General features: G+C 59.7%; 11 protein-coding genes. 4 read left to right on the forward strand and 7 right to left on the reverse strand.

What is annotated here, in order from left to right:
• Positions 1-24: 24 nt before the first annotated feature.
• The 5 genes from P2Q66_RS11675 to P2Q66_RS11695 all read right to left on the reverse strand — a co-directional run bounded on the left by P2Q66_RS11675 (position 25) and on the right by P2Q66_RS11695 (position 4,593).
• The gene (locus P2Q66_RS11675) at positions 25-153 is read right to left on the reverse strand and encodes a hypothetical protein (protein ID WP_275728208.1); all 129 of its coding nucleotides are present in this window, start codon (positions 151-153) and stop codon (positions 25-27) included.
• A 627-nt stretch (positions 154-780) separates the two neighbouring features.
• A complete protein-coding gene (locus tag P2Q66_RS11680) occupies positions 781-1,563 on the reverse strand; it encodes an ANTAR domain-containing protein (protein ID WP_275728210.1) in 783 nt (260 codons plus the stop codon).
• 140 nt (positions 1,564-1,703) lie between these two features.
• Complete coding sequence (locus P2Q66_RS11685; protein ID WP_275728213.1) at positions 1,704-2,000, reverse strand: hypothetical protein; 297 nt, start codon at positions 1,998-2,000, stop codon at positions 1,704-1,706.
• A gap of 106 nt (positions 2,001-2,106) precedes the next feature.
• On the reverse strand, positions 2,107-3,981 hold the full coding sequence (locus P2Q66_RS11690) for a glycoside hydrolase family 15 protein (protein ID WP_345795631.1): 1,875 nt from the start codon (positions 3,979-3,981) through the stop codon (positions 2,107-2,109).
• 102 nt (positions 3,982-4,083) lie between these two features.
• Positions 4,084-4,593, reverse strand: coding sequence for a hypothetical protein (locus tag P2Q66_RS11695; protein WP_275728215.1), 510 nt, complete (start codon positions 4,591-4,593; stop codon positions 4,084-4,086).
• A gap of 247 nt (positions 4,594-4,840) precedes the next feature.
• Here P2Q66_RS11695 and P2Q66_RS11700 point away from each other — a divergent pair, with 247 nt between their 5' ends.
• The 4 genes from P2Q66_RS11700 to P2Q66_RS11715 all read left to right on the forward strand — a co-directional run bounded on the left by P2Q66_RS11700 (position 4,841) and on the right by P2Q66_RS11715 (position 9,413).
• Entirely contained in the window at positions 4,841-6,646 is a 1,806-nt protein-coding gene (locus tag P2Q66_RS11700) for an SARP family transcriptional regulator (RefSeq protein WP_275728217.1), read from the forward strand.
• A gap of 492 nt (positions 6,647-7,138) precedes the next feature.
• Positions 7,139-7,681, forward strand: a complete 543-nt coding sequence (locus tag P2Q66_RS11705; RefSeq protein WP_275728218.1) for a hypothetical protein — start codon at positions 7,139-7,141, stop codon at positions 7,679-7,681.
• Positions 7,682-7,963: 282 nt separating this feature from the next.
• Positions 7,964-8,446 (forward strand): immunity 26/phosphotriesterase HocA family protein, encoded by a 483-nt coding sequence (locus P2Q66_RS11710; RefSeq protein ID WP_275728220.1) that lies wholly within the window; start codon positions 7,964-7,966, stop codon positions 8,444-8,446.
• Between the two features lie 67 nt (positions 8,447-8,513).
• Positions 8,514-9,413, forward strand: a complete 900-nt coding sequence (locus P2Q66_RS11715) for a hypothetical protein (RefSeq protein WP_275728221.1) — start codon at positions 8,514-8,516, stop codon at positions 9,411-9,413.
• Between the two features lie 369 nt (positions 9,414-9,782).
• On the opposite strand, the gene pyk is transcribed toward P2Q66_RS11715, so the two are convergent.
• Both pyk and P2Q66_RS11725 read right to left on the reverse strand, forming a co-directional pair.
• Positions 9,783-11,273, reverse strand: coding sequence for a pyruvate kinase (pyk, locus tag P2Q66_RS11720; RefSeq protein WP_275728223.1), 1,491 nt, complete (start codon positions 11,271-11,273; stop codon positions 9,783-9,785).
• A gap of 90 nt (positions 11,274-11,363) precedes the next feature.
• On the reverse strand, positions 11,364-12,267 hold a 904-nt coding region (locus P2Q66_RS11725), incomplete at its 5' end, for a glycerate kinase (protein WP_275728225.1).

Genomic DNA, 12,267 nt, shown 5'->3' on the forward strand with positions numbered 1-12,267 from the left:
GCAACGTGCGGATGGATGGCATACTTAGCCGACCTTGCCCGGCTTCGGCGGCCGGGGAGGGAACCCTGGGTTATTCGGTGTGTCCGGGTGCTCCGGGTGCTCCGGGTGCTCCGGGTGTTCGGGCTGGCGGGGGTTGTCAGGCTTTTCAGGCATGTATATGTCCCTTTCTAGTAACAGACGTGAGAATCACGTTCTTGCTGACAGTTTGTCCTATGACACTGACAATTTGCCTTAGTAAGGCGAATAGTCGCCGAACTCGGTCGAAGACACCGATGTAAAGAGCCGCTAATTCCGCTGTGGCGGATTCTTGTGCCACGCCACTGGACAAAAGGATGACGGAATTAGCGCGGGCATGCGACCCGAACTTGTTAGGTACCAGGCAACGCGAGGCGATACCTGGGGCCTACGTGTTCGGCTCGGCTAGGACGGTGGTCCCGTCCCGCATTTGAGGTGCAACTTGGATCTATGTCTTAGAATTCAACAGCTTTTCAAGACACCACTCCAAGACGCGTATGACCCGGCGGGATCGGCGGGAACCCGTGTCATTTTCCGAAGTTGTCTGCACGGAATGTCCGAAGTCCTCTGCACTCAGCTCCTCGCACTGCGCTACCCTCGTGGCCGGACCTGCCTGTAAGCTGCCGGCGCGTCATTTCTGGCTTCTACCGCCACAAGTCATAAAAGCCACGTGCTGAGTTTCATGCCTATCCGCCCTATACGGTTCAAGAAACGATCGACGGAGTTAGGCGAGTAAAGACCAGCGCCGCGACAAATGCGTGGTGGCTATCTGCCTCTGCGCGGTGCTGTCGCTTGGTAGACGATGGCGGCGGCAACGTCCTTCAGCTTGACGTTGTTGTTGCTGGACATCACCTGCAGTCGGTTAAAGGCCTCTTCGCTGGTGCAACGGTGCTGAGCCATGAGAATGCCCTTGGCCTGCTCGATGCCGGCCCGGGACCTCATGGCTTCCTGCAGTTGCTCCACCTCTTTGCGCGCGGAGTGATAAAGGCTCGATGTCACCATGGTCGCTGCCGAGTACTCGGTGAAGCGCTGTTTCCGGTCAGCGTCAGACACATCCGGATCAGCACTGAGGTAAGCCAGGAGGCGGACGAGATCCTCGCGGTGCTCGGTCACGTCGCGTATCTCTTGCAGGAAAGCGACCACATGACCCTCCTCATCCAAAACAGGATTATTGACCGGGCTCCAGTAACGCTCCAGGAACGCTCCGGGGCACCCAGGATCAGGGATGTCGAACCGATGAAGGAACATGCTGTCCCTCTGCCCGGTTCTCTTTACACGCTCAAGCGACTCGCGCATCACCCTGGCCGGTTCCTGCTCTGCCTGGGACGGGTTCTCGCCGAACACCTCGAAAGCCTGGTGCCCAACAAGATCAACGGAGGGGATTCCCACGAGGTCGACGAACGCGGGATTCACGGCGAGGATCACGTACTCGGGATCCATCAGCGAGTACGCGGACGACGTTGCCTCAAAGATGCCCCGAGCATAATCGTTGATCCGATCAACTGATTTCCCCGACCCGCCCACGCCTGCACTGTCGTACTGTTCCATGGTCGCAGTCCTCTCCCTACCCTGTACCTCAGCATCCTTCGTGCGGCTTGGAAACGGAAGCATGATCATCATGTCAACGGTGGGGTCCGAATTGACCTCTTATCGACGGTGTCAAAAGGATCGGGTTGCCGCGGGGAACCTCACCCCCACAATCCTAACGAAGCTCCTGGCACGCAGCCCACGATGCGGAACTGACCACGTACGACGTGTGGTTGCAGTACTTCAGCATCGGAGGGAACATCAAATTCTTCGAATTCGACGCGTACCTGCGCGGCCTCTAGCTGTTGGCCCCAGCCGAACGAGACCTGATCGCCATGGCCCTCAACGAGCTTATCGATGACCTTCCGCAGCGCCCGAGAGCAGCCTTTATCAGACTCGTTCTCAGAAACGAACGCTTCCGAGAAGACGTCGAAGAGAGAATCGGCGAATCCCACCATCGGGTAGTGCGCCGGCGAGGTGCACGGACTGGTGCCGGATCTGGCGACTCTATGTTTGCTACAACATCATGGGCGTTCATTCGGGCGTGCCTGCGCACTACTTGTGTCACTGAGCAGCATTACTTGAGTGCAGGGCGTCGGCAGCGCGTATCAGTGCCAAGTGGGAAAAGGCCTGTGGGTAGTTTCCTGCCATTCGGTGATTGATGGGGTCGTATTCTTCGCTGAGCAGCCCTAGGTCGCTGGAGTAGCTCACGAGCTGATCCATTAGTTTCTCTGCTTCAGGGATCCGGCTGGTCCGGGCGTATTGTTCCACCAGCCAAAAAGAACAAGCCAAGAATGGATGTTCACCCGGCTTAAGCCCATCATGGCAAGATTCGGTGCGGTACCGCAGGAGAAGCCCGGATCCGTCGAGGAGTTCGCGCTCCACACGATCCACTGTTCCGAGCATCTTTTCGTCCCCGTAGTCTAGGAACCCGACCTGCGGCAGGACGAGGAGGGATGCGTCGACTTCGGTGCTGCCGTAGGTCTGCGTGAAGGAGTTTATTTCACGGTTAAAGCCGTGTTCCATGATTTCGGTCCGGAGGTCCTTCCGCAGTTTCTCCCAGCGTACGGCTGGTCCTTCGAGCCCCTGTTCCTTAACTGCCCTTACTCCGCAGTCCAGTGCTGCCCACATCATGACGCGGGAGTGGGTGAAGTCTTTGTGCTCACCGCGCATTTCCCAGATGCCGTGGTCTCTGCGTGTCAGATTGTTTTCGACGAATTGGAGCATGTTCAGTTGGAGTGGCCAGGAGAAAAGGTCCTCGTGCCCGCCCTGGCTGCGAAGCCTCTCTAGTACAACCATGACCTCGCCCACAACGTCCCCTTGGTACTGCTTAACGGCTCCGTTGCCGATCCGAACCGGGGCGCTGCCCTCGTATCCCGGCAGGTGGCTGAGCTCCCTTTCGGGCAGTTCGCGTTCTCCCGCGATCCCGTACATGATCTGCAGGTCATTAGGATCACCGGCAACGGCGCGGAGAAGCCAATTGCGCCACCTTAACGCTTCTTGGCGGAAACCGTGGGTCATCATCGCGTCCAGTGTTAAGGCTGCGTCGCGGAGCCAGCAGAAGCGGTAGTCCCAATTTCGCTCGCCACCGAATTGCTCGGGCAATGAGGTGGTGGGGGCTGCCACGATTCCTCCGGTTTCCTCATGAGTGAGTGCACGAAGCAGCAGCAAGGAGCGTTCGACGGCCTCGCCGTACTTTCCCTGGCAGATCGAGTGTTGCGACCAGTCTGTCCAGTACCGGTCCGTTGACTCCAGTGCCTGGCTGACGTCAAGAGCCCCTGGGGCCGGTTGGTGAGCAGGAAACCAGAACATGTCGAGGTCTACGACCTGCCCTGCATGAACGGTGAACTCACCAAAGTACGTGTGGTTCGGAAGGGCCTCGGGGAGAGGCTCTGCTCGGAGCATGACGGCCTCCGGGCCGGCCATGGCCAGGATCGCTTCGCCGTCTTCGTCCCGTGTCCGCTGCACCCAGGGGATGATTTTTCCGTATCCGAATCGAAGTTCGAGCTGGTGGTGCATCAGGACATGGCCAGATATGCCTTCGACTCTCCGGACAAGGGAGCGACGGCTGGCGTCGATTGGCATGAACTCTGTCACCAGAACTTCCCCGCTATGTGTTCTCCAGTGCGTCTCCAGAATGAATGTCGATTTCCGGTAGCCCCGGTACAGAACCACAGGTTCCGGGAAGCCCGTCTGCGGTGCCGGGGCAAGCAGCCAGCGGCCGTGGGTTTCGGTGCCTAGCAAGGCTGCGAAGATCGCTTCAGAGTCGAAGCGTGGAACGCAAAGCCAATCGACGCTGCCACCGCGGGAAATGAGCGCCCCGGTGTGAAGGTCGGAGACAAACCCGTAGTCCTCGATCCGAGGGACGCTACCAAAATCAACCACAATTTGACCTTTCATAATCCATTGCGGCTCGAGCCGTTGCGCAAAACGGGGCACCAAACAACCTTTCCACTAATTGATATGAAGCAATAGTGAAACTTCTAAATGGAAACGGGCGCCGTCTCGTGTAGACGCCAGAATGAACCGAGCGTTGTGAAGTCAGGCGGCCAATGGGCTGGCGACAGGGACATCCGCTCCTGCTAGTTCAGCGGCTTCCAGAGGCGCGACCAGGAGCGCAAACTGCGTGGCGGTCAACTTGTGCGGAAACGTGATCGCCATCTGGGCGAGATGCAGTGCCACCACGATGTAGTACGTACCGGCTATCCCGTTCATGGACCCAGCAACCATTGACCTTATTCCTTGGACATCCGACGCGCGTGCGTGGTTCACCAGTGCCAAACGTGCCAGCATGTGTTGAGGGTGACGCTGCACTTCCCTGTCGACCTGCTCGACGACCTGCAGCTGTTCACTGGTCCAGTTGTGACCAAATATCCGCGACGAGCTGTGCGGGTTTCTTCCCTGCCCCAGGACCGGGTGCGGAGTACGCCCGAGATCAATGAAATCAGAGGATCCGGTGGCCTGCTTTTGATGCGCCAGAACAGTGACGACTGCATCGGCGGTATACGAGGATGACTCAAGTGCTGCCAGGTTCCAGCTTGACGGGCACATAACGTTTCCTAAATCTTGGTCTGTGAGCACTCACTCTGAGAAGTGCTGATAGAGCCAGTGTGCGGAGAACGCATGTGACGCCCCGTGTGCGCGAGCTGACGTCAGTAGGGCCACTTCAACACGGAGTTGTATCCGTGTTCAGCAGAGCAATCACGGGTAGTACGACGGCCCTTAGTCCAGCATCTAGAAGGGATGCGGGCAAGATTTTCCGGCGCTTTGCATGCACCCCCGATGTATCATGACCGTTATGGCCGGCCTGTTGATTCGGCTCGTGGGGCCACCCGCGATTATCCGGGACGACGACGTCGTCAAGCAGCCGCGTGGTCGCAAAGCATGGGGCTTGCTGGCCTACCTTTCCGTTGAGACCGCAGGCATCACCAGGCAGCGGCTGGCCTCCATGCTTTTCCCTGATGCCGAGGACCCTCTGGGTGCACTGCGATGGAATCTCTCCCAGATCCGGACATCCCTTGGGGAAGAAGTAGCGCTTTCGGGTGACCCGCTCCGGCTAGTTCTTTCCCCGACTTGTCTATGCGATGTACAGACCGTCACAGGACTACGAGGTCCTCCAATCCCGGATCCGCAACAACTCCAAGGTGAGTTTCTGGAAGGCCTGTCGTTTACTGACAGTCCTGTTTTCGATGCATGGCTGGAAGTCACTCGTCACCGGATCGCTAACTGTGTGCAAACGCTGTTGTACGAACGTGCCCTGGCCTCCTTAGCTTCAGGGGACTCCGGTGTTGCCACAACTTTCGCTTCCTTGGCCGTGGACCGTGACCCTTACAACGCAGACTGTCAGGCAGTACTAGTCAGATCATTGGTGTCTTCGGGTGATCATCGCCGTGCCCGCGAACAGGTTGCCCGATGCGGTGAGCTGTTTCACCGGGAACTTGGTGTCGGAGTTCCGGACGAAGTCCGGCGGGCCATTTTTGATTCGAGCCCGTCAACAGTCTCGGACCTCCCGGCCACAGAGGCAACCATCCGCTCCTGTTTGGACGCGGCAAGTTCCTCGCTCTCCTCAGGAGCCGTGGACCGGGCACTGGATCAACTGCGTCTGGCAACAGCGCTGGCCGGAGACACCACTGATGGCGCCCTACAGGCGGAAGCGCTCCTGGCACTCGCAGGGGCGCTAATTCACCAGGCGGGCGGCCGGGGAACTGAAGTCGCTGACCTCCTACACCGAGCCATCGCCGCCGGTGCCCCTGCCGGCGCATCACGTATTACGGCTGCAGCCTACCGGGAATTGGGTTTCCTCTCCGCGCAGCGGGGCACACCAGATAGTGCAGCACACTGGCTTGAAGAGGCAATGAAAGCTGCTGAAGGGATCACCGAGGAGGAGGCCAAAATCCTCGGAGTCCGCGGAATGATGGAGTCCGACACCGCACACTACGAAAAGTCACTCCTCAATCTCGCTGACTCCGAGGCCTTGGCTGCCGCAATCGGCAGCAGGCGCCAGCAGGCATTCAGCCTAGCCATGGCTGGGCGAGTTCACCTCCTAAGAGGGGACCTGCACAGGGCAATGATCTCCTTGAACCGCTCACTCGACATCACAACCTCGGAGCACTGGACTTCCTTCCGCCCCTTCGTCGAGGGCCTGCTCGGCGAAACACACCTGGCGGGAAAACGCATGGGCGAAGCCGGCTTCCTGATTGAGCACGCATGGGTGCTGGCACAACAAGCCGGGGACCACTGTTTCACCGTTATGGGAGCCAGCAACCAGGCCCGCCTGGCCATGGCCCGAGGAGACCTCGACGGCGCCAATCGCTGGATTGAACGCGGACTCGAAATCAAACCCTGGTACTTCTGGTACAGAGCCCGACTACTCGACACCGCTGCAGACATCGCCATAACGACAGGTTCGCCCCGCGCGGACGAGTACTCTGCGCGACTTAAGCGGCTGGCCGGCCGAAGCGGGCTCCGTGAACTCACTGTCAGAGCCCAATCCCACCGTGCCGTCTTGGGAGACGCTTCCGCGGCCGCTGCCCTCCCATGGTTGGCCAAAGATATCGACAACCCAGCCCTCGACGCGTACCTTGCAGGACGCGGCCAGCTATAAGCAGCCCACCTGCCGGCCCACGAAAAACCTTGTGTTGATCACTAGCCTTCACGAGGGGTCTTACCCCTCCTTCATGCGGGCCCCATCTTAGTCCGGGCAACGGATAACTGCGCAGGACGTCCTGAGTGTGCGAACGGAGTGAGGCTTGTTAAGGGGGCGTGCTAGCTTTTGCCGTCCCCCGCTGAAACCTTCGGCCTGTTCGACCGTAACCGGCTAATTGGGATCGCTACCGGGACTGAAAGCAGCTCAGCTTTTAGCGAGCAGGCACACACTGCCCCCGGCGGCAGATCTCGTTATCCAGGCGGAGACGCGAACATGAATAGGTCGTCAAATCCTGCTTGCTGGACGCGCCGCTCCGCTCGTATGGAGGACTGACGCGCACACGGGCGCGCACACGCCGCCGCATGACACTGAGGACATCGCACCCGTCGCGACACAGCAGTCCGATGTAGTGCGTGTCAAATAAATCACTCATCCCAATCAGGAGTTCCAATGTTCAACTCACATCAGCCGACAAGCACGGACGGTACCAAAACTCCGCGTGCCACCCGCAAGGCGGGCGTCGCAGCAGCGGCGCTCTCCCTCGGCATGGCGGCACTGCCGCTAGCAACCGCCCCCGCAGCCAATGCCGCAGAATTGGCGACTGTGGAGCCGTGCACCGTCACTGCCGCGAAGCCATACTTCGTTCGCATTGACCCGTTGACGTCCAGGAAGGTGGTCGCCTACCCCATAAGCGCCAATTGCACCAGCGGCAACGTCACAGTGAGCATAAACCAGATAATTCAGGAGGACGATGGTTATTTCTGGGATCCGAACGATGTGCTGAAGAGCTGGTATGCACCGGCCGGCACACCTCTGAACTTCTCGGTACCTGGAAAAAAGTGGGTAACTCCCACGTTTGTGCTGCCACCCACAGGGGACGGGGACGGGTCCCCGGAAGAAGTCTTTCACCGGGTCGAGTTCAAGGTGAGCTCCAACGGAGTCACCGCCGGGCCAAAAACTGTGACAAGCAGAAACTTCAGCATCTGGCTATAGCCTCAGCTGAGGGGGGGGCGCCATACTCGGCGCCCCCCTCGCGCCACTCCTCGCTGGCCACTGGACGCTTGGAAAACGCATCGGAGTCATTGTCATCGGTACGGCAACCATCCTCGGTACCTCGATCACCTGGTTGCAATCCCAAGGCGGCGGGTAAGCGAAGTCAACGGAGCGGCCTAGTGTGGACCTAGTACGCGTCTTCTCTTAAAGGAAGGATCCCGAGAATACTTCGAATCGAGAATTCCCGGGTCGATAAATGGGTTGCGGCAGAATGGGGTATTGATGAGTGACATAAACCTGCGGGTACTCAAGCCAAGTCGCAAGAGGCCTGCCTCCGGTGACATCTTTGCTTTGCAGATGCCGGACGAGAAGTACTTGTTTGGCAGGGTTGTTGCCGCCGATCTTCCCTCAACTCTTGCACCGATGCCTGGGTCATATCTCATCTACGTCTATGATCATGTCTCCGCCGCAAAAAGTCTGGCGCCGGGCCAACTAACGCGCGATTGTCTGCTGTTGCCGCCAGTCTTCATCAACCGTATGCCCTGGACGAAGGGCTATTTTGAGACCATCGGTACGCAACCCCTGAGCGAGAAAGATGTACTCGCACAGCACTGCTTCCGCCGCTGGACGGGGGAGTATTTGGATGACCGTGGTCAACGTCTGCCTGGACCGGTGGAACCCTGCGGTGACTGGGGGCTCTCCAGCTATCGCTGGTTGGATGATCAAATCAGCGACAAGCTGGGCTTTCCGCGCACACCTGAATAACTAAGACCACTGAAGCGATACTTTTGTGTGGATACCACTGATGGCCAAGACAAGGACGTAAATTTCAGTGTCGATTCTGCCCGGGAACAGCGTTCCCTACGTCGGGTATTCACTTGAGGAGACCGCCGAAGGCGTCCGTCTTTTTGTCAACGGGCCTTGGAACAGCGAAATGGAATCCTTGGTCCAGGGCGGTCGCGTCCATGAACTGGTGCTGAACTGGGCCCACGGGTTCGCCGAAGCTGATCTGGAATTCCTGCGGCCGTGGCGTGTGTCACGGCTGTTGGTGACAGCCCGCTGGATCACAGATCTCTCACCGATTCACCGCTTGGGAGGCCATCTGGAGAGCTTGAACCTGCCTGCCGTACATCCCTCGGCAGGCACCCTTGACCTGGCACAGCTCCCCGGGCTGACATCCCTTTCGATTTCATGGCCTCTGATCAAGGACCAGAAAGAGGTCTTGGCACCACTGACCGACCTTTACCTTGAAAGCTACAGCCCAGCTGACCTGGCTCCACTGGCCGGCGCGAAATCCTTGACCCGGCTTCGCATGAAGCAGTACCCCCAACTGCGCTCTTTGGACGGTCTGACCGCCTTTGAACGACTCGAAATTCTCGGAATTTTTCTTGCAACGAAGCTTGAAGACGTCACAGCACTTCGGACAGCGCAGGCAATAAGCGAGCTGCACCTCGATACCGGTAAGAAAGTGCCAACCGTTGATGACATTGCCTCTGTCAAAAATCTCCGGGTCCTGAGCATGGCCAATAGCGGTGACTTTCCCTCACTGGCGCCGCTGGCCGGCATGCCCGAACTGCGGGAACTGTACCTCTACGAATCGACACGGATTATCGACGGGGACCTCACCCCGCTCCTGACGCTACCGCGCCTTCAGCAACTCCGTATCGCCAACCGCCGCCACTATTCCCCGCCAGTAAACGACATCAAAAGGCATCTCGGCATCCAACCCTAGGGAAGGCCCCTGTGGTGTTACCCGCGGTCATCCATCCCTGAGCGCATCGTCCAGCATCACATGGTCGAAGTAGGACGAACACGTACCGTGTGATCCCGAGTCAGCGGATAAGCGATTGCGCACATTCAGACTCGGGAGGCATTTTGTTGTGGTTCTTACAAACGAAGGATTTCAAGAACGGCTTGAATCGAGAATCTAGGCTCGATCGCTCATCCAACTGGAGCAACGTCCTACCCCGGAAAATTGGGACGACGACGACGACTGTGAGTTTTTACGTTTGGTGGCGGCTTAATTTGGTCATTGATTGTCGTTGACAAGGGATTGGCCCGCCCCCAGAACTTGGGGGCACATCCCCTTCTTAGTCGGTAGCTAGGCCTTCTTCTTCTTTTCCGGCCAGGGGCCGAGCTTTTCCTTGTTGCTGGTGACACCACCCGCACGGGTGGAGTCGGCCAGGTCGCCCACCTTGTGCACCTTCAGCGAGTTGGTGGAGCCGGCCTTTCCGGGAGGCGAACCGGCGGCGATGACTACCAGGTCGCCGTCGTTCACCAGGTTCATTTCCATGAGGCTGCGGTCAACCTGTGCGGTCATTTCATCGGTGTGGTCCACCATCTGGACCAGCACCGGCTGGATGCCCCAAGTTAGGGCCAGCTGGTTCCAGACCTGCTCCACCGGGGTGAAGGCGAAGACGGGCTTGGTGGGGCGCAGGCGGGACAGACGGCGTGCGGAGTCACCGGACTGGGTGAACGCACAGATGTACTTTGCGTCCAGTTGGTCGGCGATTTCGACGGCGGCGCGGGTGATGGCGCCGCCGCGGGTCTTGGGCTTGGTGCCCAGCGGAGGAACGCGTTCGATGCCGTGGACCTCGGTGGATTCGATGATCCGGGCCATGACCTTGACGGTCTCGATCGGGTACTTGCCCACGCTCGTCTCGCCCGAGAGCATGACAGCGTCGGCACCGTCCAGTACCGCGTTGGCGCAGTCGGAGGCCTCGGCGCGGGTGGGACGGGGGTTGTCGATCATGGATTCCAGGACCTGGGTTGCCACGATGACCGGCTTGGCCCAGCGGCGGGCCAGTTCGATGGCACGCTTTTGGACGATTGGCACTTCCTCCAGCGGAAGCTCCACGCCGAGGTCGCCACGGGCCACCATGATGGCATCGAACGCGTCGATGATCTCCGGGAGCTGTTCAACGGCCTGCGGCTTTTCGATCTTGGCGATGACCGGCACATGGCGGCCTTCTTCGTCCATGATCTCGTGCACGCGGGTGATGTCGGAGGCGTCACGGACGAAGGACAGGGCCACCAGGTCAACACCGCGGCGCATGGCCCAGCGGAGGTCGTCCTCGTCCTTTTCGCTTAGCGCCGGAACGTTGACGGCGACGCCGGGCAGGTTGATGCCCTTGTTGTTGGACACCATGCCGCCCACGGTCACCTCGGCGACAACCTTGACGTCGTCAACCTCGATGGCGCGCAGGGCCACCTTGCCGTCGTCGATCAGCAGGGCGTCGCCCACGTTGACGTCTTCGGTGAGGCTCTTCAGCGTGGTGGAGCAGATGTCCTTGGTGCCGGGAACGTCCTCGGTGGTGATGGTGAAGGTGTCACCCACGGCGAGGGCGTGCGGGCCGTCAACGAACCGGCCCAGGCGGATCTTGGGTCCCTGGAGGTCAGCCATGATGGCCACCGGCTTGCTCAGCTCGGCCGCTGCCTTGCGGACGTTCTCGTAGGTGTTGTCATGCACGGTGTAGTCGCCGTGGCTCATGTTCATCCGTGCGACGTCAACACCGGCTTCGAGCACCGCGAGGGTGTTTTCGTAGCTGGCAATTGCCGGGCCGAACGTAGCCACAATTTTCGCGCGTCTCATATACCTGCCTTTGTATTCTGTTGTGTGGATTTTGATCACGGAAACACCCGCCCGCGTTACCCCGGCGGGTGTTTCTGTTCCCGCGCTGTGCTACAGGAGGCTTGTTCCGATGTCTCTGCCGATTTGCCGGAGCAACGTGGCCGAGAGGTGAGGGTCTTTGGAGGAGTCCAGATCGGTGTAGTCCGCCAGGGTGTAAACCCGGGTGAGGGCCATTTCAGACCATCGCTCCTTGGGAAGCAGTGAGCGGCCGGCGACAGCGATGATGGGGCGGGTGCCTGACCTTCGCGCAACAGCGGCGGGCAGTTTCCCTGCCAGGGTTTGTTCGTCGATGCTGCCTTCGCCGGTTATCACCACATCGCAGCTGTCTTTGCGGGTGTTGAAGTCCAGCAGGTCCAGGAAGTAGTCGGCTCCGGATACCTGTGTGGCGCCGAGCAGCAGGCAGGCGTAGCCGATGCCGCCGGCGCTTCCGGCGCCTTCATGTGCTGCCAGTGATTCCGCGTCGGCGAATCCGGCTTCGGCCATTTTGGTCACGAAGTGCCTCAGGCCGTCATCGAGGAAGGCGACCTCCTCCGCTGCGGCACCCTTTTGTGGGCCGAAGACCGCGGGTGCGCCGTGGGGGCCGCGGAGGGGGTTGTGGACGTCGCTCGCGACGACAAGTTCGGTGTCCTGAAGTTCCGGGAGCGCGGTGCGGTGAACGGACCGGATCTGTCCCAACGCTCCTCCGCTGCCGTAGAGCTGGCGTCCTTCGGAGTCGTGGAAGCTGTAGCCCAGGGCGGTGAGCATTCCCATTCCGCCGTCGGTACTGGCGCTGCCGCCCAGTGCCAGGACGATCCTTGCAGGGTTAAGGCTGAGCGCGAACAGGACGGCTTCGCCGAATCCGCGGCTGGAGGAGTTCAATGCCTCCAGTTTGCCTTCGGGCAGCAGTCCGAGTCCGCAGGTGTTGGCCACCTCGACGACGGCGGTGGTGCCGTCGAAAGCGATGCTGGAATGGACG

The organism is Arthrobacter sp. Cr_A7 (assembly GCF_029222765.1).
Lineage (GTDB): Bacteria > Actinomycetota > Actinomycetes > Actinomycetales > Micrococcaceae > Arthrobacter.